The following is a 21,316-nucleotide window of genomic DNA, read 5'->3' as shown; positions in this document are numbered from 1 at the left end:
GCCGGACCTCAGAGCGTGACCACCGCCAGTGGCGCGGTCGTCGGCTGCTTCGAGCCTCCCGTGGGCTCGACCGTGATGCCGACGGCCGTCGCCCGGCCGAGGGGGCCCAGCAGTACCCGGCCCTGGCGGCCGCCCGAGCCGGAGAGCAGGCCGGCCGGGCGGAAGGTCCCGTTGTCGGCGTACCAGAGCTGGTACACCTTTCCACCGCCGAGGGCGGGCAGCCCGGCGGCGACGAACGCCGCCTTCGCCTGCTGGCGGGACACCACCACCCCCGCCTTGCCGCCGTTGCTGAGCTCGCCGGTACGCACGGTGGCGTCCGGGGCGGTGACCACCTCGGCGAGCGAGGCACTGCGTCTCTCCTCGTCGAGGGCGGTTCGCCTGGCGTCCCGCGCCTCCTCGTACTGCCACCAGGCGACCGATCCGCCCGCGACGGCCGCCGCGAGGCAGGCGGCGAGCGCCCAGGGCAGCAGGCGTCGGGCACGGCTCACCCGGACGGTCGGCGTCTCCTGCCGGGTGTGGCGGATGCTCTCCAGCACGCGGGCGCGCGCCGCGTCGTCCGGGCCCAGCGGGGCGGCCTCGGCCAGCCCGACGACCGCTTCCATGAGCTGCGCGGCCTCCTCCCGGCAGGCCGCGCAGGCCGCGAGGTGGTTCTCGAAGGCCGCCCGCTCGTCGGCGGGCAGGGCGTCGAGCACGTAGGCGCCGACCGCGTCGTGGTCGCCGGGTCCCGTGGTCATTCGCCGGCCTCCAGACATTCCCGCAGCCGGTGCAGTCCGGTGCGCATCCGCGTCTTCACGGTGCCGGCCGGCTTGCTCAGGGCGCGGGCGACCTCCTCGTACGTGAGGCCCTCGTAGTAGGCCAGCACCAGGGGCACGCGCTGGTCGCGGCACAGGGCCGCGAGGCAGCGGTACAGCCTGCGCCGCTCGTCGCGGTCCTGCACCAGCTCGGCCACCACGTCGAACGGGCGCTCGCTGTTGCTCTGTGCCACTCTGCGGTCGCGGTCGGAGGCCGCCTGTGCCGAGCGGACCCGGTCGACCGCGCGGTGGTGCGCCAGGGCGAACACCCACGACCTGGCCGAAGCGTGCTCGGGGCGGAAGCGGGCCGCGGTGCGCCAGACCTCCAGCATGACCTCCTGGGCGACCTCCTCCGCCTGGGAGGCGTCGCGCACCACGCGCAGGGCCAGGCCGCGCACGGAGCCGGACAAGCTGTCGTAGAGCAGGGTGAACGCCTCCTCGCTGCCTCGCGCGGTCGCGGTCAGGTACCCGTCGAGCCGCTGGTCGGCGGCCGATCTGTGCCCGTGCATCCGCGGCGTCCCTCCCCTCGTCCTCGCACCTCCTGGCCGGTCTTTCCCTGCCCAGCCTGGGCGCCCGGCGCCGGACGCGCTCCCGCTGGAGGCCCGTGGGTCCGGAAGTCCGTCCGTTCGAGTGCTCGTACCGCCCCTGACGCGCTCCGCGGGGACGTCACGGGGCCGTTCCGTCGAGGACGGCCCACACCGTGTGCCCGTTCCGGGTCGGCTCGTCCCCCCACCGGCTGGCCAGGGTGTCGACGAGGAACAGGCCGCGCCCGCCCTCCTCGAACGTGAAGGAGGGATGCCGCCAGCGAGCCCGGACCCGGGCGGTGTCGAAGCTCGGCCCCGCGTCGGTCACCTCGATGCGCAGGGCCGCCCGGTGGGGCGACCGGCGTCGCAGCGCGCACGCGACCCGCACGGGCGGCCGGCCGTGGCGCAGCGCGTTGGACAGCAGCTCGCCGACCACCACGGCGGCGTCGTCCGCCAGCTCCGCCGCCTGCCGGCGCGTGAGCAGGTCACGCAGTTCGTGCCGCACCGCCTCGGCGGGTACGGACGAGCCGTGGCTGAGACGACGGGAACCGCACTTCATGACGAACCACCTTCGACGGTCTTACAAGTGGTTCGTCACCGAACGCGCCGTGGATGGACCTCCGGCGCGCTTCCTGGAATTCGGCAGAAACTGCCGTCAAGGGTCAAACCGCGGCATCCGCTGCTCCGAATCACAGACATGGATGCTTCGAGACCCGAGAGGAGGTGTACTCAATGCGCACACTCGATGTGAAGCGAGCCGCGGTCCTCGCGGCCGCGGGCGCGATGCTGGCCGGCGGTGCCGCCATCGGAACGGCGGGAACCGCGTCGGCGGCAACCCCCGCGTCGGCACCGGCCTCGCACAGTCAGCACGACGGCGACCGGGGGTCGGGCCATCACGGTTACGGCGACCGCGACAACCGCCACCACGACCGCAACGGCCACGACCGCTACGGCCACTCGCACAACCGTTGGCACCACAACTGGCACGACGGCTGGTGGGGCAACGGCTGCTGGCACTCAGGTTATTGGTACTGACCCGACAGCCGGGGCAAGCGCGGTGAGGCCGGCCCATGAGCGGGGACCGGCCTCACCGTCAGTCACCCGTCCACCCCCGGACGGGGCGTCTGGCGTCGATCCTTGCCGCTGTGCAACGATGGCGGAGACATGAGCTGCCGGCGTGTGCCCCGAGGAGGGTGCCGGTTCCGGGCTCTGAGCCGCATCCCGCTCTGGGATGGGCCGAGGGCCTGCCGTCGTCGGCCGGCCCCTCGTCCGCGAGCGGGACGTGCCGTGCACGGGCTCCTTTCCCCCGAAGGGGGTGCATCCTCTGAAGACGAGCACAGTGATCTTCGGCGACGAAGCGGCGATCAGGCCGCACGGAGACATCGACCACGACGCGCTGCCCAGCCTGAGAGCGGCGTCGGACGCACTCCCCGGCGACGTGGCCTTTCTCACCTGGGACTTCGGCGACGTCCCCTTCATCGGCGTGGCCGGCCTGCATCTTCTGGGCGAGCAGCGGATGCTCGCCGGACGGCAGGGGCGGACCCTGACCGTGCGCGGGCTGCGTGCCCAGCCGCAGCGGCTGCTGCGCGTGGCCGCCGAGCTCTACCCGACGATGGGCTGGAACACCCTGCTGGCCGGTTAGGTCAGACCGAGGCCATCTCCGGCCGCGACCGCTGCTCGCCCAGACTGCCCCCGCGCGGGCCGGCGGGCGGCCTGGTCGGCCACCACAGCCACGGCCCCATGTCGACGGCGAACGCCGGGACGAGGAGCGGGCGGATGAACAGGGTGTCCAGGAGGACCCCCACGGCGACGATGACGCCGATCTGCGCGAGGTAACGCAGGGGCATGACGGTCAGCGTGCCGAAGGTGACGGCGAGGACGATCCCCGCCGAGCTGATGGCGTTCCCCGTGGCGCGCAGCCCCCGGAGCGTGCCGATCCGCTGGCCCGCCAGGAGCGACTCACGGCGGACGCGGTGCATCAGGAAGATGTTGTAGTCGACCCCCAGCGCGATGAGGAAGACGAAGGAGAACAGGATCAGGGACGGCTCCGTCGCGGCCGAACCGAAGACGACGTCGAAGACCACCGCGGAAATGCCCAGCGCGGCCAGGAAGTTGGCCACGGCGACCACGACGAGCACGACCGGCAGGGCGAGGCTGCGCAACAGGCCCAGCAGGAGCAGCAGCACGATCACCAGGACGGCCGGCAGTACGCGGGCCCTGTCGCGCTCGGCGGCCCTCTGGAGGTCGTACACCTGCGCCGGATGGCCGCCCACCTCGGCTCGGGCACCCGCGGTCGCGCGAAGGCGGCCGACGGTCTCCTGGGCACGTTCGCCGTCGGGGACGCCGTCGAGGGTGACCGCGATCGCCGTGCGGCCCTTGGCGGCGCCGGGAGTGATGTCCGTACGTGCCACGCCCGGTGTGGCGTCGATCCGCTGCCGTACCCGTTCGGCGTGGCCGGACTCTACGACGACGACGGCCGGGCTGCCGGTCCCCGCCGGGAAATGAGCCTCCAGAGCCGACTGGGCCCGCACGGAGGGCGCCCGCGCCGCGAGCGCCTGGCCGAGCGGAAGGCCACCGGGTGCCAGGAGCACGGCGAGGGCCGCGCATCCCGCGAGTGCGGCGCACCCCACGGTCCACACCGGACGGGCGTGCCGCTCGACCACCGCCGCGACCAGGGACCAGACCCTTCCGTAGGACCGGCCCGAGTGCGGTCCTCGGGGCCAGAACATCGCGCGGGGGCCGAGGAGTACGGCTGCGGGGACGAAGGTGAGCGCGGCCAGCACGCAGCAGGCCATCGCCACCGCTCCGGCCAGGGCCAGGGAGTGGTTGGAGGGGAGGGCGCTCAGGAGCAGCGCGACCATGGCGCAGGCCACCGTCGCCGCGCTCGCCGTGATGGGCGCCCAACTCGCCAGCCACGCCGTCCGCATGGCGGCCCGCGCAGGCATCTGCGGCGCGTGCTCGTGGTACCGGGCCAGCAGGAGCAGCCCGTAGTCCGTCGTCGCGCCGATGACGAGCACGGAGAGGATGCCCTGCACCTGCCCGTCGACCGTCACCGCGCCCCGGCTGCCCAGCGCGTACAGGGCCGCACTGCACAGGGTCAGGGCGACCACCCCGGAGGCGGCCACCACGAGCGGCAGCAGGACGCTCCGGTGCACGAGGCAGAGAATGACGGCGACCGCGCCCAGCGCGATCAGCAGCAGCCTGCCGTCGATGCCCTCGAACGACGCCTGGAGATCGGCCTGCGCCGCCGCGGGACCGGCCAGATGGACCCTGCTGTCGGGCAAGGCCCCGGCGGCCTGCCTGATGCGCTCCAGAGCCGGCTGGAGCCGTGATGCGTCGAGGTCGGTGAGAGAGACGACACAGACCAGCGAGCGGCCGTCGGCCGAGGCGGTCACGGGGCCGGGAGACCCTGCCGAGAGCGGCAGAGCGCCGAGGACCCGCCGTGCGGCCACGGGGTCCAACCGCCGGGCCGGGGCGGACCGTTCGGCCTCCCACACCACCACGACCGGTGGACCCGTGGACGGCCCGACCGCCTGCAGCTCCCTGGCCACCCGGCTCGACTCGGCCGATGCCGGCAACGTCATCTGCGGCCGCTCGGCCGCGACCGAGGCGAGTCGGCCGGGAAAGGCCGCCGTGCACACGGCCACCACCAGCCAGGCGGCCACGACGAACACCGGAAACCGTGCCGCCACGAACTGCCGGCGCGACAAACGCACCACCTCACCTCACGCGTGTGGACGATTCCGACGCCCTCGCTGCTACAGGACACCGTCCGAGTCCATGGATGCTCGACCCGATCGACGGTGATCCGGAGCCGCCACCCTGGACGGATGGGTGTAAAGGCCCCGATTACCCCCTTCGGTGGAGCGCGCACCGGTCGCTGCCCGGAGTGCGTGCGTACGCCGGTCGGCGTCGGGGATGGACGAGAGCCCCCAGAACCCCTGTACTTGGGGCCGGACAGAGGAGGTACGGCGAGCATGACGAACAGCGCACTTCTGGTGATGGACGTCCAGCGGGACGTCGTGGCCATCGCCGACGACGGCTCCGGGTACCTGCTCCGCCTGCGCAGGGCGATCGAAGGGGCGCGGGCGTCGGGCATCCCCGTGATCTACGTCGTGCTCGGCCTGCGGCCGGGCGATCCCGAAGTCGGTCCTCGCAACAAGGTGATGGCGAACGTCGTGCGGGCCGGGCTCTTCACCGAGGGTGCTCCTGGGACCGAGATCCATCCCGACGTCGCGCCCCGGCAGGGCGATGTCGTGGTGACCAAGAGACGGGGCAGCGCGTTCTCGGGCAGCGACCTCGACCTGGTGCTCAGGGCCCGCGGCATCGACACTCTCGTTCTCACCGGCATCGCCACCAGCGCCGTGGTGCTGTCCACCCTGTGGCGTGCCATCGACCTGGACTTCGGCCTCACCGTCCTGACGGACGCCTGCCTCGACACCGACCCCGAGGTACACCGGATGCTCACCGAGAAGCTGTTCCCGCAATGGGCGGACGTCTTCACCGTCGAGGAGTGGCTCGACGCAGTCGCGTCGCGCTAGTGCCGCATCAGGCAACGTCCGCCCTGCGGTGAGACCGTGCCCGCCGAGGGCTTCGGTAGCTGGCGATAATCGAATGATGAGCGCCCTCGAACGTCCCATGCCTCCCCTGAACGCCGACGAGCGCACCACGCTCGAAAGCTGGCTCGACTTTCACCGCATCACGCTCGCCATGAAGTGCGAGGGCGTGGACGACGAGCATGCCGCCGTCGCGTCCGTGCCTCCGTCCGGCTTCACGTTGACCGGCCTCGTCCAGCACATGGCGGAGGTGGAGCGGAACTGGTTCCGTCGCGTGTTCGCCGGGGATCAGGCCCCGCCCATATATGACCCGCAGGCCGACCCGGATGCCCCCGACGGCGGCTTCGAGTTGGCGGAGGGCGCCACCTTGGGGGATGCCCTCGCCACCTGGCAAGCAGAGATCGCCCGCGCCCGCGAGCACTGCGCCGACCGTGCTCTGTCCGATACGGGTCGCTTCATGGACCAGGACGTCAGCCTCCGCTGGATCTACGTCCACATGATCGAGGAGTACGCCCGCCACAACGGCCACGCCGACCTGGTCCGCGAGCGCGTCGACGGCACCACCGGCGTATAGCGACGGATCAGGCAACGTTGGCCCTGCCGTCGACAGGGCGAACGTCGCCTGATGCGGCACCAGCGGGCGGCAACGACCCGCGCCGGGACCGGGGACCTTGTCACGGACGGGTGGGTCTGGTTCTGTACCCCCGGTACGAGTGCGTGATCACGAAGACACGAAGACGCGAGGAGAACGAGCGGCGTGGAGCGGGGAACGCGGGCGAGTACCAGGGACTCGCTGCCGGAGGGGCTGGGGCAGGCGATACGGGAGACGGCCGGGGCCGTCGCCGCGCTGCTGGACGGCGCGACGGACACGACCGTTCCCGTACCGGGGCTGGAGTGGACCCTCGGTGAGACGGCCGCCCATCTGGCCCTGGCCAACCGGCTGATGGCCGAACTCGCGGCCGGCCGGGAGCGCCCGTACGGCGACGGCACCCCGCAGAGCCTCGCGGCCGCCAACGAGCGGAGTCTCGCCGAGTTCCCCGAGCGCGGGGCGGAACCGCTGGCCGCGACGATCGTCGAGCAGGCCGACGCGTTCCTGGCCGCGCTGGACGGGGCGGCTTCCGACCGGACGCTCCTGACCCCGCTGGGTCCTATGGGCCCGGACGTGCTCGCCTCGTACCTGCTGACCCACATGCTGGGCCACGGCTGGGACCTGGCCCGAGGACTGGGCCGCCCGCACATGATCGACCGGACGCGGGTCGCGCTGTGCCTGCCGTTCCTGAAGACGGCGATGCCGCGCGTCGCCGTCGCCCCCGCCGCGCTGACCGCCCGCTACACCTTGCGCGTCCGGGGCGGCGAGACGTTCGGCGTCACCTTCCGCGACGGCACGGTCGAGGTGCTCCCCGGCCCGCCGGAGCGCTCGGACTGCACCGTCCTCACCGAGCCGGTCACCTTCCTCCTCATCGCCCTGGGACGCCTCGGCCCCTGGCAGGCCATGGCACGCGGCGGTGTACTCGCCTGGGGCCGCAAACCCTGGCTGGCACCCCGCTTCCCCACGCTGTTCCGAGCGCCCTGATTCGGCAGGTGATCGGGGGGTAGGCGTAGCCGGGAACGACGTACGCGCCGAAACGCAGGAGGCTTCCCATGAGCAAGTTCGGGGATCTGGCGAACAAGGCCAAGAACCTGGCCAAGGGCCACCCTGACCAGGCCGACAAGGGCGTGCAGAGCGTCGAGCGGCTGATCGACGAGCGTACGGGGAACAAGTACGACTCCCAGACCGACAAGGCCGCCGACGCGGTGCGCCGCTCCTACGGGGGCCGCGGCACGACCGGCACCCACGGCACGACCGGCACCCCGGGCACGCCCGAGCACTGACCGGCACGGGAGCACAAGGGGCGGGAGACGCTGCACGCGTCTCCCGCCCCTTTCCTGTGTGCGCCCGCCGGTCCCCCCTGACCGGTGACACGTGGAGCCCGATCGGAGCCACGGTGTCGGGCGTGCCTCCGACGCCCACGCGCCGCCGGGCGGTGAGAATCGGCCGCATGGCCCGCCACCACTCCCCGCCCGAGAAGACACCTGATGGGCATTTCGTCGTCATCGACGGGCGGCGGTGGCGTGCGACCGACCCCGACGTGCCCGAAGACATCGCTGCCCGTCTGCGTCGGCATCTAATGAGCGCGCGCCGGGCCGTGCGCTCCGCCCTGGACGCCGGGGACAGCGAGGCCGAGTCGGCGGCGCGTGGCCGTGTGCAGCGGGCCAAGGTCGCGCTGGGGGAGCGTGGAACGCCATGGTGGGAGCAGCCGGGGGAGGAGCGGCGGCGGCGCTGGGAGGAGGGACTCGCGCATCTCGACGCCGACTCCCCGGATTGAGCAATTCCTTTGCTCCGTAGCACATTTGACGATTCATCAGCGAAGCGTCATGCGCCACAGCCGTGTGCATCGAATGTGGAAACCCTGTGCCGTCGAGGTGACTGAGCCACCCTCCCCCGGGCATCCGGACTGTGTTCCGGAAGACCTCACTCACCCGAAGGGGAGCACATCATGCTGGCCATCATCTCGGCGGTCCTGTTCTTCATCGCCTTCCTGATCAACGCGGCGGACATCTCGACCAACGACACCTTCAGCTCGACCAACGTCATGCTGATCGGTCTCGCCCTGCTGGCGCTGCACGTCGCGGGCATAGGCGCCGGCTGGAAGGCCCGCGGCCGCAGAAGCTGAAGCGTCCGTGCCGGGCGGCCGGCCGTCCGCCCGGCACGGACAGGTCGAACTCACGTCCATTCCTTACCTGGTGTCGGCATGAGAGCCGCGGCAGGGGTTACCGGGGAGGCATGGTGCGTTTCGGAGCCGTGGGTCTCCTTCTGACCGGTGCCGCGGCCGCGGCGTCCGCCGCCGTCCTTGTGTCCCCGTGGTGGTGGTCCGCCGCGGGCGTCCTCGCGGCCCTGGGCCTGCTCGGCGGCCACGACCTCCTCCAACGCCGTCACACGGTGCTGCGGAACTACCCGGTCATCGGCCACGCCCGCTATCTCCTCGAGGCGATCCGCCCCGAGCTCCAGCAGTACTTCGTCGAGCGCAACTTTGACGGCCGCCCCTACGACCGCGACACCCGCGACCTCGTCTACGAGCGGGCGAAGGGCATCGACGCCGAGGAGCCCTTCGGCAGCGAACGCGACATGTACGAGCGCGGATACGAGTTCCTGGTGCCCTCGATGGCACCCGTGGACATCCCGGACACGCCGCCCAGGGTCCGGATCGGCGGCCCCGACTGCGCCCACCCTTACGACATGGCACTGCTCAACGTCTCCGCCATGAGCTTCGGCTCCCTCTCCGCCAACGCGGTCCTCGCCCTCAACACCGGTGCCGCGCGCGGCGGGTTCGCCCAGGACACCGGGGAGGGCGGCCTCTCGGAGTACCACCTGCGCCCCGGCGGCGACCTCGTGTGGGAGATCGGTACGGGCTACTTCGGCTGCCGCACGGAGGACGGGCGCTTCGACCCCGCGCAGTTCCGTGAGAAGGCGGCGCACCCCTCCGTCAAGTGCGTCTCGCTCAAGCTGTCCCAGGGCGCCAAGCCAGGCATCGGCGGCGTCCTGCCCGGCAGCAAGGTGAACGCGGAGATAGCCCGGGTGCGCGGTGTCCCGCAGGGGGAGACGGTGATCTCACCGCCGTACCACCGGGAGTTCTCCACCCCGCGCGAACTGGTCGGCTTCCTGGCGAGGATGCGTGGACTCGCGGGCGGCAAGCCGGTCGGGTTCAAGCTCTGTCCGGGCTCGCGCACCCAGTTCCTCGCCGTCTGCAAGGCGATGCTGGCCGAGGGTGTCACCCCCGACTTCATCGTGGTCGACGGCGCCGAGGGAGGCACCGGCGCCGCACCGCTGGAGTTCGCCGACCACCTCGGCATGCCCCTCACCGAGGGACTGGTCACCGTCCACAACGCCCTCACCGGCGCCGGGCTGCGCGACCGCATCCGGGTCGGCGCGAGCGGCAAGGTCGCCACCGGCTCGGACCTCGTCAAGCGGCTGCTCATGGGCGCCGACTACACCAACGCGGCCCGCAGCATGATGTTCGCCGTCGGCTGCATCCAGGCCCAGCGCTGCCACACCAACCGCTGCCCCACTGGCGTCACCACCCAGGACCCGCGCCGCGCCCGGGCCCTGCACGTCCCCGACAAGTCCGAACGGGTCCGCCGCTACCAGGAGGCGACCGTCCGCAGCGCCCAGCAGATCATGGCCGCCATGGGCGTCACCGCCCCTGCCGACCTGCGCCCGGAGATGCTGCGCCGCCGCGACACACCCGCCGGCGACTTCCGCTCCTACGCCGCGCTCCACGACTGGCTGACCCCCGGCGAGCTGACCTGTGAGCCGCCGGAAGCCTGGGCGGCCGACTGGAAGGACGCCGACCCCGACCGCTTCGCCGGCTGACCCGCCGGCATCCGTACCCGTACGGCGGCGCATCGTCCGCCGTACGACACCACCGGGCCCTCAGAGCCCGCGGAGAGGACGATCCCCATGGCCCGCACCGTCGCCCGTCTCGTCGTCGACACGCTGGAAGAACTCGGCGTACGCCATGTGTTCGGCGTCGTCGGTGACGCGCTCAACCCCTTCACCGACGCCATCCGCGCCTCCGATGCCGTGTCCTGGGTGGGCTGCCGCCACGAGGAGGCGGCGGCCTTCGCGGCCGGAGCCCAGTCCCAGCTCACCGACACGCTCGGGGTCTGCATGGGCACGGTCGGCCCCGGCTCGGTCCACCTCCTGAACGGCCTCTACGACGCCGCGAAGAGCGGCACGCCGGTCCTCGCCATCGCAGGGCAGGTCCCCCAGGCGGAGATCGGCACCGACTACTTCCAGGAGGTCGACAACGACCTTCTCTTCAAGGACGTCGCCGTCTTCCGCGCCACCGTCACCTCGCCCGCCCAGCTTCCCGCGCTGCTGGAGGTCGCCGTGCGCACCGCCGTCGGCCGGCGGGGTGTCGCGGTGCTCACCGTGCCCGGCGATGTCGGCGACCTCGAACTGCCCGACGACCGGCCCGTCCGGCTGTCGCTCACCGGCTCCGCCAACCGGCCCGAGGACTCCGCCCTGGACGAGGCCGCCTCCGTGATCGACGGCGGCGGCAAGGTCACGCTCCTCGTCGGCAGGGGCGCGCGCGGCAGCCGCGAGGAGGTCCTCGCCCTCGCCGAACGGCTGGCCGCACCGATGGTGCTCACCCTCAAGGCCAAGGAGGGCTTCGAGGGGGACAACCCCTACCAGGTCGGCCAGACCGGCCTCATCGGCAATCCTGCCGCGGCCCGGGCGATGGACCAGGCCGACACCCTCGTGCTGCTCGGCACCGACTTCCCGTACCGCGACTGGTATCCCGAGGGCAAGAAGGTGATCCAGATCGACCGGGTCGCCGAGCACATCGGGCGCCGCGTGCCGGTGGACGTCGGACTCGCCGCGGACGTCGGGCCGACCCTGCGCGGGCTGCTGGAGCGCGTCCAGGCGCGTACTGACCGGGGCCATCTCGACGGGGCGCGCGAGAAGTTCACCAAGTGGCAGGAAGGCCAGCGGGACCTCGCCGCACCTGGCCACGACCGGGGCCTGCTCGGCAAGGTCCGCTCCAAGTTCGACAACCGCTCGCACCTCGTACGGCCCGAGGCGCTGGCGGCGGCCGTGGACGCCGTCGCGGACCAGGACGCCGTCTTCACCTCCGACACCGGCATGGCCACGGTGTGGCTCTCCCGGTTCGTCGAGATGCGCGGCGACCGGCGCCTCCTCGGCTCCTACAACCTCGGCTCGATGGCCAACGCCATGCCGCAGGCGATCGGCGCGCAATTGCTCGACCGGGACCGGCAGGTCGTCGCCTTCTGCGGCGACGGCGGCCTGTCCATGCTGCTGGGCGACCTGATGACGATCCGCACCGAGCGGCTCCCGGTGAAGCTCGTCGTCTTCGACAACCAGCGCCTCGGCATGGTCAAGCTGGAGCAGGAACAGGCCGGGCTGCCGGAGTTCGGCACGGTCCTCGACAACCCGGACTTCGCCGCCGTCGCCCAGGCCCTCGGCATCCCCGGCATCCGGGTCACCCGGCCCGAGGAGCTGGCGGACGCGGTGAAGCGCGCGTTCGCCGAGCCGGGACCCGTCCTGCTGGACGTGCTCACCAACCCCGACGAGATCGCCGTACCCGGCAAGGCGACCGTCCAGCAGGGCTGGGGGTTCGCCATCGCCAAGGTCCGGGAGAACCTGTCGAGTTCGAGCCGGTAGGGCGTACTCCGCGCGCGGCGGCGTCCGGTGGCCGGGCCGGACGCCGCCGACGGCTCACCTGTGATCGGCGCCGAGGTGCCGGGCGAAGAACCGGGTCGCGCTGTCGGCCTCGAACAGCGGCCAGGCGACGTGGGCTCCGGCGTTGGCGTGCAACGTCTTCTCCGGCGAGGCGAAGGTGTCGAACAGGGCGAGAGCGTCCTCGCGCGGGATGCGCTCGTCGTCCCACTGCACGTCGAACTCGACCGGGACGGTGATCTGCTTCGCCGCCTCGAACAGGGCATCCGGCCACGTCATGCCGAAGACCGCCGCCGTGATCCTGGGCTCGGCCGCCACCAGCGGCACCCCGATCGCCATGCCCAGACCCATGCCGACGTAGCCCACCGGCCCGTCGGCCCCGATCTCCGGGAGTTCCTGAAGGGCGTCGAGGACCGCCCGGTACTCGGGCACGGCGGCCTCCGCCAGACGGGCGTTGTACGGGACGACGACCGGGCTCTCCGGCTCACCCGCCGCCTGGGCGCCGCGCAGAGCGGCGATGTCCTGCTCGTCGCGTGCGGTGCGCGGCCGGTCGCCGTGACCGGGCGCGTCGATGACGGCGGCGTGGAAGCCGCAGCGGGTCACGAGGAGGTGGGCGCGGCCCACCATCGCCCGGTGCTTCTTGTGGGTGCCGCCGCCATGGCCCATCAGGACCAGGGGCGCGCGACCGGCGCCGGAGGCCGGTGACCACAGGACGCCGGGGATGTCGCCGATGGTGAAGTCGCGCTCGACCATGCCGTCCGACGACGACTCGGTGGTGAACTGCAGAGAACGCATGGGTGTTGCCTTTCGGGAGTGCCTGGTTGTCGAGGCGCTCCCGGCGACACCTGCGTCAGTCGCCGGCCGTGACGGAAAGGGGGAGCACCCACGTCGATACAGCGTTCATGGGTCTCACCTCCTCGGGCGGTGTCACGGTCGACTGCAAGCTACAAGGCCGGTCGGCATCGCGTCCAACCATTTTATTCCCCCCGCCCGCAGCACGACGCGCCTGCGCGGACCCAGGGGAGAGCGGGTCCGCGCGGGCGGCGACTCGGGCGGCCCCTCGTCGCTCGGGCGTCTAGCGTCCGAAGGCGATGACGGTCCGCTCGTACTGGCTCAGGGCCTGGCCGAGGCCGAACCAGGTCGCGGGCCAGGTGGCCACGAAGATGCCCCACCGGTCGGCCCGCTCCACGCCCTGGGACTCGACCGTGCGCGAGGTGAGCCAGGACGCGATGGACAGGCCGATGGCCGCGCAGGCGACGGTGTTGGCGTGCTCGCTGCGCAGACCCTTGTCGTACAGGAACTTGATGATCATTGCTCTCCCTCAGGGGCTCGACGACACCTCCACCACGATCTGAGGACGCCATGACGTGCGCACGCGGTATCGGGCAATGGAGTGACGGCGGGGAGGGACCGGCCGGTGAGCGGACCGTGTGCCTCGGCGAGCCGACGCAGAGAAGTGGCCCGGCCATCGTCGGCCGGGCCACTTCATCGCGGTGCGTCGGGCACCGATCGCACGGGGGCGCTCTACCAGCGGTACCAGCGGCCCTTGCGGCCGCCGCTGCCGGCGGGCCGGACGATGAAGCCGAGCACCCATACGACGAGAACGATCACCGCGATCCACCACAGTGCCTTCAGCGCGAAGCCCGCACCGAAGAGAATCAGAGCCAGAAGCAGAACCAGAAGCAGGGGAACCATATTTATCAACCTCCTGACCACCGAATGCCCTCATCCTCGCCCCACACGCACACAAAGGTGAAGTTTGATCTTCCCTTTCAAGGGCATCCGGTTTGAATTTCTCCTGTCCTGTAGGTCGGACCCAGAGGGTGACCGTGGGCCGAGAAGTTTTTCCGTCGCGGGGTTTACGGGCCGGAGACACGGTCATATGCCACCTCGTCAGGCAACAGCGGCACAGCGAAAGGTGAGCGGCATGAGCGCCAGCGAGAAGGCCAAGGCCACGACCGAGCAGGCCAGCGGCAAGGCCAAGGAAGCCGCAGGTCGCGGGGTGGGCAACGAGAAGCTGACCGCCGAGGGCCGTGCCGAGCAGGCCACGGGTGACGCCCGCCAGGCCAAGGAGAAGCTGAAGGACGCCGCGAAGGACTGAGTCCCGCAGCGCGCCTTCGGAGAGCGGCGTGCAGTAATACCCCGCACCGGTCGTGTGCGGGGTATTACTGCACGCCGTTCTCGTATTCTCCTGCCATATTGCTTTTCCTCGAACTCTTCGCCTTTCGGGCATGACGGCAAATCCGCCCAGGCTGCCCGTCTCCACATTTCGCCCCCCCGAGTCGGCCACGATCGCCCGCCCCCGTCCCCAGATGCCCGCGGCGTCCAGAACCGCCGTCTTGCTGCGAGCTGGTCACAGTTGTGGCACTCTCCGACGCGCAACGCCCGCGCTGGGCAGACTCCAGATCATCCTTGCCCGTACGGACAGTGAACTTGACGACGAGGAGCACGAGTTGGCGACCGGCCCGGGCAGCGACGACAGCCGACGGCACTACGCGACCACGCCGCATCTCGTCGAGATGCTGGAAGCGATCTTCCAGGCGTTCCGGCGCCGCAGCCCCATGGCGCTGCCGGAGTTCGTGCTGCACACGGACGGGAGCTCGCACGAGGGCGACGCGGCCGTCCGTGGCAGCCTCGCCGAGTTGCGCCAGGAACTCCGGGCCCGCGGTGTGCCGTTCGCCTCCGTTCGGCAGTCCGCGCTCGTCGACGCCGGCGACGGCGGCAGCCCCATGGTGCGCGCCCTGCGGGTGGTGCAGGCTCTCGGCGGCAAGCCCGTCGGCTCCGGGAACGAGCCGTACGTGGAGCCCCACGCCTGGCGCGGCGGCAGGCGCCAGTACGGCCAGTACGAGTTCCCGCGCAGCGAGCTGCTCCTGGCGATCGAGAGCGTCGTGCGGGACCTCGGCCCCGACGCCGAGCCGGACGAACTGCTGCACGGACTGAACCGCACCGGCTGGCGCCCCGGCGGCGTCCAGTGGACGGCCCGGCTGCGCGACGCCGTGACCGACGCCTCCCGTACGGTGCCCGCCCTCCTCATCGCGGTCGTCGCCGTACTGATCACCGACAAGCCCTGGTACGTGACGCTGCTGTTCCTCGCGGTGGTGATGACCGCTCTGCTGGCCCTGAGCATCCTGCCGGGCCGGGCGCCGGTCTTCCTCGGGCTGCGCCGCGAGGTCCGCTGGTTCCTCAGCACCACCTATCTCAACCAGGGCCCGCGCGCCGACCGCGGTGAGGGCCTGACCTGGCGCCTGCTGCGGCTGTGGCCGCCGGGCCCGGTGCGCCAGCGCGTCGCCGCCGTGGCGCGGGACATCCAGGACGGCGCCCTCCTCGACGAGCACCGCGCCGGCAGCGGCGACGAGGACGCCCAGCGCCGCCACCTCCAGTTGCGCGTGCACGCCCTGCGCGAGGACCTGCGCGACGCGCACCGCGCCTGGTCGCTGGACCTGCGCGGACGCAAACGCCCCACCCCGCCGGTGCTCGTGCTGCCGGACGCCACCGCGGACAACGGCCTGATCGAACTCCTGCGCGCCGTCAGCGACATCCGCAGCATCCGCAGCGAACTCGACCCGCTGCTCGTCGTCGCGGCGGTGCGGCACGAGGACATCGGTCTGCTGGAGCGCAGTTACTCGGCCGAGCCGGCCGCGAGGCACCTGACCGGCTCGGCCGCCGACCTGCCCGCCTGGTACGCGGGCTGGAACCGCGCCCGCCGCGTCAGCCAGTCGCCGAGCCTGGAGGGCAGCACCCTGCCGTGGGTGCTGCGGGTACCGCTGCCGGAGGGGCTGCTGCTCCACCCCGACCTCGGCGTCAGCACCCTGCGCCGCTCCCGCCTGTCCACCGGCCGCCCGCGCTGGACCTGGCTGTGGTCACTGCCCGCGCTGGCCCTCGTCCTCGCCGCCGCCGGGCTCGGGCTCGGCGTACGCGACCACCGGCTGAGCAGTGAGTACTGCGCCAGCGACCTCAGCGGCGCCAACCAGGACACCCGCCGCATCCCCTCGCCCAGCGGCCACGGCTCGGAGTGCGTCGGCGTGGCGACCGGCGGGGTCACCTTCCCGGTGGCGCGGCGGCTCCAGGAGCTGATCCACGAGGAGAACGAGGCGATCAGCGGCACCAACTACGTCACCCTGGTCTACGCGGGTCCACTCAGCGGACCGGACGCGGAGGGCAAGAGCGACGAACTGGTCAAGGGGTTCGAGGAGTTGCGCGGTGCCTACATAGCACAGCACGCCAACAACGCCTCCCAGCCCGTCAAGTTGCGGCTGCTGGTCGCCAACGGCGGCTCGGACATGACCGGCCAGGTCGAGATGGCGGACCGGATCGTGGACGTGGCTCGGCGGGACCGTACGGTCGTCGGTGTGGTGGGAGTCGGCCGCGACATGACCGACACCGACCAGGTGCTGGAGAAGCTGCGCCAGGCCGAACTCCCGGTCGTCTCGGGCACCAACTCCGGTACCTGGCTGCTGGACAAGCCCAACTTCTTCAACCTGGCCGCGACGGACGAGTGGCAGGTGCGGCAACTCCGGCTGCTCGCTGAGCAGTTGCGTGCACCCGGCTCCCATGGCTACGGCACCGCGGGCCGCGCCGTGGTCCTCGGCCGCAACCCCGGCAGCACCCGTGACCGCTACACCCGCGAGCAGATGGACCACGGCGGCCGGATGCTCACCGACGTGGGCTACCGGGTGGACCGGCTGGAGCGGTACAAGCTGAGCAACGGCCGCCCGGTCCTCGGCCGGCAGGTCAGCCAGATCTGCCAGGAGGGCGAGGTACCGCGGGTCGTCTACTTCGCGGGACGCACCGAGGACATCAACGCCCTGATGGACGGCATCACGTCCGAGCCCGGCTGCAACGGCAAGCGCATCGCGCTCCTCGCCGGGGACGACCTCTCGCAGGCGGGCTTCGACACCGACCGCAGCAGCGTCGCCGCCAACGTCACGCTCTACCACCTGGTCCTCACCGCTCCCGGCACCAAGGACGAGGGCACCATCTTCGTCAACAACCTGCGCAAGCTCGGCCCGGAGCAGGAGAAGACACTCGGCCTGAGCGCCTCGACCCCGCAGACGGACAGCGCGTTCAACGACGGCCAGACGATGCTGATGCACGACGCCACCGAGGTGCTGTACCGGGCGGCGGCCGGTGGCGGCGAGGCGCGCGGGCGGGCGGAGGCGTGGTCCGGACTGCTGCGCACGGACATCGACAACCTGGCCACCGGCCGGATCGACTTCACCGCCGCCACCCAGGACGACGCCCGCGAACAGGGCCTGGAGCCCGGCACCCGCGACAACTACGCGATCTCGCTGGTACGGGTCGCCAACACGGGCGGCGCCCACTACGACCGCACGGTCCTCTGCTCCCGCCGCGCCGGCGACAGGCGCCCGCTGACCCAGCGGGAGTGCGACGCGGACCGCCGGGCCCCGTAGACACCGGGACCACGGCCCCGGACTGCGGCGCGCCCCCCCGGGGACCCCGCTGACCAGGAGGCTCTCCCCTGGTGGCGGGGAATCCCGCGTGCCAGTGTTGTACGTGTGCCCTGGGGGACCGGTGCGATCCCGAAAGGTGCCAGATCCATGACCACCATCGACCGGGTGCTGATCGCCGGTGCCACCGGCCGTACGGGCCGGTACGCCGTCGCGGAGGCCGCCGCGCGCGGCCTCACGCCCGTGGCCCTCGCCCGGGACGCTGACCATGCCCGCGAGGCGCTGCCCGGCATCGAGGTCGTCACCGGCGACCTCACCGAGCCGGGCAGCCTGGCGGACGCGGTCCGGGACGTCGACGGGATCGTGTTCGTGCACGGTTCCGACGGCGACTCCCGCCCCGACTCCTTCGAGCGGATCGACTACGGGGGTGTCCTCGGCGTCCTGCGCGCGCTGGGCGAGCGGCGCCCCCGGATCGTCCTCATGACGACCTTCTTCGTCACCCACCGGGACCACTTCTTCAACGAGGGCGGCCACGCCCTGGACTGGAAGCGCCGCTCGGAGCGGCTGGTGCGCGCGAGCGGTGCGCCCTGCACGATCGTGCGTCCGGGATGGCTGGACACCGGTCCCGAGGGCGAGCATGTCCAGGTCGAACAGGGGGATACCGTCGAGGGCTCCACCGGCCGCGCCGTCCTCGCGCGCGTGCTGGTCGAGGCCCTGCTGCACGTCGACGCGGTCGGCAAGACCTTCGAGGTCTTCTCCGGCCCCGGCCCCGCGACCACGGACTTCGGCGCCCTGTTCGCCGGCCTCCGCCCGGACGCGCCGGGCGCCCTCGACGCCGTCGACGACACCGCCGACCTGCCGCTGTCCGCCGAACCCCACCACGTGATCACCGGCTTGGCGGCGTTGCGCACACGCTGACCCTCGTGCCTGGAGAGGGCTGGGCCGACCGCACGCGATGGTGGTCGGTCGGCCCCTGCCTCTCCCTAGATCCCGGAGTCCGTCAACGCGTGCGGCCGGCGACCTCGCGTACGGCCTCGGCGATGGCCGCGAAGTCCTTCTTGAGGAGCGCGCCGTGGTTGCTGGAGACCTTCGCGGCGATCCGGATGTTCGGGTTGCGCTCGGTCACGGCGTCGAGGCCGGCGCGGATGCGTTCCTGCTCGTCGCCGCGGCTTCCGAACGACGTCCCCGAAGCGACCACGTACCGCACCGGGACGGTGATGCCGTCCAGCACCGGGCCCAGCTCGCTCTCGCGGGAGAGCCTGCCGAGCTCGATGTTGCTGTCCGCCTGCTGCTCGGCGGTCATCCGCGGGGCCAGTCCGGTCGGCCGCAACAGCGGCAGGAACCAGCTCAGCCGGCGGAACAGCTTGCGGATCCGCCGCTCCATGGCCTCGTCGAGCCAGTCGTAGGGGAAGGCCCCGTCGACCAGGACCGCGCCCAGGGCGCGCTCCGGACTGCGTTCGGCCCAGTGCGCCCCGACGACCGCTCCGTAGGACCAGCCCACCACCAGCGCCCGGTCCACCCCCCTGGCCGCGAGAACGGCGTCGACGTCCCGGACGGCCGCTTCGAAGGAGTAGTCCGCCGAACGCTCCGATCTGCCGCGGGCCCGCTCGTCGTAGGTGATGTGCCGCCACTCCGTGCCCAGTTCGGCGATGACCCGCTTCCAGTACCCCTGCGTGGCGAACTGGCCGTTGAGGTAGAGCACCGGGATGCCGGGACCGCCGGTGTCGGTGACGGCCAGGGCCGTGTCCTCGACCGGCACCATGCCGGTCCACGTCGAACCGTTCGCGGACGTGCTGTTCTTCGTCATGTGTTCCCCCTGGTCGCTGGAAGGTCCGGGCTCTGGTCCGTCAGAGGCTGCGGGCGGTGATGTCGCCCTTGGAGGTGGTGGCGCGGATCTCGAGTGCGGTGGTGCCGTCGTTCTTGAGGGCGCTGCTGACGCGGCCGTGGTCGGTGGCGGCGTCCAGGGCGGCCGAGACGCCGGTGGCGGCGGCGACCGAGATGTCGCCGGACTTGGTGCGGAGGATCACCGTGCCGCGCAGCGCCTCGGTGATCCGGATGTCGCCCCGCGCGGTGCTGATCTCGGCGGGGCCGCCCAGGCGGCCGATCTCGACGTCGCCGTCGATGGCGGTGAGGCGGACGCCGGCGGCCTCGTCGAGCTTGATGTGGCGGTACGCGCCGTCGAAGGCGACGTCGCCCAGGCGTCCGACGCCGCGGAGTTCGGCGCCGGCGGCCTTGCCCTCGACGCGGGAGCCGGCCGGGAGCTGGACGGTGACCTCCAGGGACCCGGAGGGGCCGAGGAGCTTGCTGTCCGGGGTCGGTGCCGTGATCCGAAGGACACCGTCGGCGTAGGTGACGGTGGTCTGCTCGGCGGCCTTGATGTCCCGGCTCTTGGCGGGGTCGGTGGGGCGGACCTCGACGGTGGTGTCGGCGCGGTCCGCCGCGATGAACTGCACGCGTCCGGCGGGGATCTCCAGGACGGCGGAGACCGGAGCCGGGGTGTCGAACTTCTGCATCGTCTTCTCCCGAGTGCTTGTCGTTTCTGACATTGAAAACGCTACGTTGCGTTCAAGGATCGGGCAACGTACTTGTTGCGCTCGAATGAGGTAAGTGCAGTTGAGAGCCCCTAATTTGTTGCAATGGTTCTGAGTGCAATGCAACGGTGACCCTCACCGTCATTGCAATGGTCCTGAAGTGAACGCTACTGTGGGGCTCGGCGACCGCCGCGACGGACCATTGAGGAGACAGCGATGCCAGGAGGCAGGCTCACCCACCAGGAGCGCCAGCAGATCGCGCTGGGGCTGGCCGACAGCCTCCCCTACGCCGAGATCGCCCGCCGCCTCGACCGCCCGACCTCGACGGTCACGCGCGAGGTGATGCGCAACGGAGGCCCCACCGCCTACCGCGCCGACCTGGCCCATCGCGCCACCGAGCGCCGCGCCCACCGGCGCAAGTCTCCCGCCGCACCAGGCTCGGAGTCGGCCCCGCAGCCGCACGGACGTGACGCCGAGGCCATGGCGGAGTACGAGGAGACGTTCGCCGCCGTCCTCATGGCCTCGGGCCTGACCAAGATGTCGGCACGCGTGCTGACCTGCCTGTTCACCACCGACGCGGGCAGCCTCACCGCGTCCGGGCTCGCTCAGCGCCTCCAGGTCAGCCCGGCGTCCGTTTCCAAGGCCATCGCCTTCCTGGAGAGCCAGAGCCTCGTCCGCCGCGAGCGCGACGAAGGCCGCCGCGACCGCTACGTCGTCGACGACGAACTCTTCTACCAGGCGACGATCGCCAGCGCCCGGGCCAACGACAAGCTCGTCGAGACGGCACGCCAGGGCGTCGCGGTCCTCGGCCCCCACACCCCCGCCGCCGCCCGCCTCGAAAACATCGCCCGCTTCCTCGACTTCATCAGCGAAAGCGTCACCCGCGCCGCCGAACAGGCCCGCGAAGTCCTCCACACCAGACCCGGAGCACCCACGCCCGACACCACCCGGCCGACCCCGGACGACGAGTAGTCCCGGGCCCGGCTCCGGGCGTGCCGGCTTCGTTCTCCGTGAAGACGTGGCGCTCCGGGTCGGCTGGGCGGTGATCGCTCGGCGGGGTCACGGCGGTCGGCCTCATGAACAGGTGACTCCGTGCTCGGACGTACATCCGGGCACGGTCCAGGGCCGACCGCCGAGCGCTACGCCTGCCCGGGCGGAGCCCAGGGCTTCCGCGGAGGCGGCGGGGCCTGCAAGGCACCGCGCAGCGTTTCCTTGAGCGTCTTCGGTGGGGCTTCCTTCTCCTGCACGGAGTGCATGAGCCGGGC

General features: G+C 71.9%; 23 protein-coding genes. 14 read left to right on the top strand and 9 right to left on the bottom strand.

The genetic code is table 11. The features are described 5' to 3' along the window. Positions 1 to 8: 8 nt before the first annotated feature. The 3 genes from HEK131_RS17365 to HEK131_RS17355 all read right to left on the bottom strand — a co-directional run bounded on the left by HEK131_RS17365 (position 9) and on the right by HEK131_RS17355 (position 1,874). A complete protein-coding gene (locus HEK131_RS17365) occupies positions 9 to 734 on the bottom strand; it encodes an anti-sigma factor (protein ID WP_217462610.1) in 726 nt (241 codons plus the stop codon). Then, positions 731 to 1,300, bottom strand: a complete 570-nt coding sequence (gene sigK, locus HEK131_RS17360; RefSeq protein ID WP_217462609.1) for an ECF RNA polymerase sigma factor SigK — start codon at positions 1,298 to 1,300, stop codon at positions 731 to 733. The genes HEK131_RS17365 and sigK overlap by 4 nt, the downstream gene beginning before the upstream one ends. Positions 1,301 to 1,457: 157 nt before the next feature. Further along, positions 1,458 to 1,874 carry an ATP-binding protein gene (locus tag HEK131_RS17355; RefSeq protein WP_217462608.1) on the bottom strand — a complete coding sequence of 139 codons (417 nt, stop codon included), beginning with the start codon at positions 1,872 to 1,874 and terminating at the stop codon, positions 1,458 to 1,460. Between the two features lie 173 nt (positions 1,875 to 2,047). Between HEK131_RS17355 and HEK131_RS17350 the strand changes: the two genes are divergently transcribed. Together HEK131_RS17350 and HEK131_RS17345 are read left to right on the top strand one after the other, a co-directional pair. Further along, entirely contained in the window at positions 2,048 to 2,350 is a 303-nt protein-coding gene (locus tag HEK131_RS17350; RefSeq protein ID WP_244335999.1) for a hypothetical protein, read from the top strand. 304 nt (positions 2,351 to 2,654) lie between these two features. Then, positions 2,655 to 2,957: an STAS domain-containing protein gene (locus HEK131_RS17345; RefSeq protein WP_244335998.1), complete on the top strand. Its 303-nt coding sequence runs from the start codon at positions 2,655 to 2,657 to the stop codon at positions 2,955 to 2,957. A gap of 1 nt (position 2,958) precedes the next feature. Here the strand turns inward: HEK131_RS17345 and HEK131_RS17340 are convergent, their stop codons facing one another. Next, positions 2,959 to 5,031 (bottom strand): MMPL family transporter, encoded by a 2,073-nt coding sequence (locus HEK131_RS17340; RefSeq protein ID WP_244335997.1) that lies wholly within the window; start codon positions 5,029 to 5,031, stop codon positions 2,959 to 2,961. Between the two features lie 261 nt (positions 5,032 to 5,292). On the opposite strand from HEK131_RS17340, the gene HEK131_RS17335 reads away from it, so the two are divergent. The 8 genes from HEK131_RS17335 (at position 5,293) to HEK131_RS17300 (ending at position 12,097) form a co-directional block, all read left to right on the top strand. Then, a complete protein-coding gene (locus tag HEK131_RS17335; protein WP_244335996.1) occupies positions 5,293 to 5,856 on the top strand; it encodes a cysteine hydrolase family protein in 564 nt (187 codons plus the stop codon). A gap of 76 nt (positions 5,857 to 5,932) precedes the next feature. After that, positions 5,933 to 6,445, top strand: a complete 513-nt coding sequence (locus HEK131_RS17330; RefSeq protein ID WP_244335995.1) for a DinB family protein — start codon at positions 5,933 to 5,935, stop codon at positions 6,443 to 6,445. A gap of 183 nt (positions 6,446 to 6,628) precedes the next feature. After that, the gene (locus HEK131_RS17325; protein WP_244335994.1) at positions 6,629 to 7,444 is read left to right on the top strand and encodes a maleylpyruvate isomerase family mycothiol-dependent enzyme; all 816 of its coding nucleotides are present in this window, start codon (positions 6,629 to 6,631) and stop codon (positions 7,442 to 7,444) included. Positions 7,445 to 7,512: 68 nt separating this feature from the next. After that, positions 7,513 to 7,743 (top strand): antitoxin, encoded by a 231-nt coding sequence (locus HEK131_RS17320; RefSeq protein ID WP_244335993.1) that lies wholly within the window; start codon positions 7,513 to 7,515, stop codon positions 7,741 to 7,743. 167 nt (positions 7,744 to 7,910) lie between these two features. Further along, positions 7,911 to 8,237, top strand: a complete 327-nt coding sequence (locus tag HEK131_RS17315) for a hypothetical protein (protein WP_244335992.1) — start codon at positions 7,911 to 7,913, stop codon at positions 8,235 to 8,237. Between the two features lie 171 nt (positions 8,238 to 8,408). Continuing rightward, positions 8,409 to 8,585 (top strand): hypothetical protein, encoded by a 177-nt coding sequence (locus HEK131_RS17310; RefSeq protein ID WP_217462599.1) that lies wholly within the window; start codon positions 8,409 to 8,411, stop codon positions 8,583 to 8,585. Between the two features lie 110 nt (positions 8,586 to 8,695). Further along, the gene (locus tag HEK131_RS17305; protein WP_244335991.1) at positions 8,696 to 10,282 is read left to right on the top strand and encodes an FMN-binding glutamate synthase family protein; all 1,587 of its coding nucleotides are present in this window, start codon (positions 8,696 to 8,698) and stop codon (positions 10,280 to 10,282) included. 87 nt (positions 10,283 to 10,369) lie between these two features. Next, positions 10,370 to 12,097, top strand: coding sequence for a thiamine pyrophosphate-dependent enzyme (locus HEK131_RS17300; RefSeq protein ID WP_244335990.1), 1,728 nt, complete (start codon positions 10,370 to 10,372; stop codon positions 12,095 to 12,097). Positions 12,098 to 12,151: 54 nt separating this feature from the next. On the opposite strand, the gene HEK131_RS17295 is transcribed toward HEK131_RS17300, so the two are convergent. The 3 genes from HEK131_RS17295 to HEK131_RS17285 all read right to left on the bottom strand — a co-directional run bounded on the left by HEK131_RS17295 (position 12,152) and on the right by HEK131_RS17285 (position 13,807). After that, positions 12,152 to 12,907: an alpha/beta hydrolase family protein gene (locus HEK131_RS17295; RefSeq protein ID WP_244335989.1), complete on the bottom strand. Its 756-nt coding sequence runs from the start codon at positions 12,905 to 12,907 to the stop codon at positions 12,152 to 12,154. Positions 12,908 to 13,187: 280 nt separating this feature from the next. Beyond that, on the bottom strand, positions 13,188 to 13,424 hold the full coding sequence (locus HEK131_RS17290; RefSeq protein WP_161147430.1) for a hypothetical protein: 237 nt from the start codon (positions 13,422 to 13,424) through the stop codon (positions 13,188 to 13,190). A 212-nt stretch (positions 13,425 to 13,636) separates the two neighbouring features. Then, a complete protein-coding gene (locus HEK131_RS17285) occupies positions 13,637 to 13,807 on the bottom strand; it encodes a hydrophobic protein (protein WP_161147431.1) in 171 nt (56 codons plus the stop codon). Positions 13,808 to 14,039: 232 nt separating this feature from the next. Between HEK131_RS17285 and HEK131_RS17280 the strand changes: the two genes are divergently transcribed. The 3 genes from HEK131_RS17280 to HEK131_RS17270 all read left to right on the top strand — a co-directional run bounded on the left by HEK131_RS17280 (position 14,040) and on the right by HEK131_RS17270 (position 18,438). Beyond that, positions 14,040 to 14,213, top strand: a complete 174-nt coding sequence (locus HEK131_RS17280) for a CsbD family protein (protein ID WP_161147432.1) — start codon at positions 14,040 to 14,042, stop codon at positions 14,211 to 14,213. Positions 14,214 to 14,565: 352 nt separating this feature from the next. Further along, a complete protein-coding gene (locus tag HEK131_RS17275; protein WP_244335988.1) occupies positions 14,566 to 17,523 on the top strand; it encodes an ABC transporter substrate-binding protein in 2,958 nt (985 codons plus the stop codon). Positions 17,524 to 17,670: 147 nt separating this feature from the next. Further along, positions 17,671 to 18,438: an SDR family oxidoreductase gene (locus HEK131_RS17270; RefSeq protein ID WP_244335987.1), complete on the top strand. Its 768-nt coding sequence runs from the start codon at positions 17,671 to 17,673 to the stop codon at positions 18,436 to 18,438. Positions 18,439 to 18,520: 82 nt separating this feature from the next. Here the strand turns inward: HEK131_RS17270 and HEK131_RS17265 are convergent, their stop codons facing one another. Next, the gene (locus HEK131_RS17265; protein WP_244335986.1) at positions 18,521 to 19,327 is read right to left on the bottom strand and encodes an alpha/beta fold hydrolase; all 807 of its coding nucleotides are present in this window, start codon (positions 19,325 to 19,327) and stop codon (positions 18,521 to 18,523) included. A 40-nt stretch (positions 19,328 to 19,367) separates the two neighbouring features. Next, positions 19,368 to 20,033, bottom strand: coding sequence for a DUF4097 family beta strand repeat-containing protein (locus HEK131_RS17260; RefSeq protein ID WP_244335985.1), 666 nt, complete (start codon positions 20,031 to 20,033; stop codon positions 19,368 to 19,370). Positions 20,034 to 20,267: 234 nt separating this feature from the next. On the opposite strand from HEK131_RS17260, the gene HEK131_RS17250 reads away from it, so the two are divergent. Beyond that, on the top strand, positions 20,268 to 21,023 hold the full coding sequence (locus HEK131_RS17250; RefSeq protein WP_432215647.1) for a helix-turn-helix domain-containing protein: 756 nt from the start codon (positions 20,268 to 20,270) through the stop codon (positions 21,021 to 21,023). Positions 21,024 to 21,316 lie beyond the last annotated feature (293 nt).

Source organism: Streptomyces seoulensis (genome assembly GCF_022846655.1).
Taxonomy (GTDB): domain Bacteria; phylum Actinomycetota; class Actinomycetes; order Streptomycetales; family Streptomycetaceae; genus Streptomyces.
Note: the sequence above shows the minus strand (reverse complement) of the source record. Positions and strands in the feature narration are given on the sequence as shown.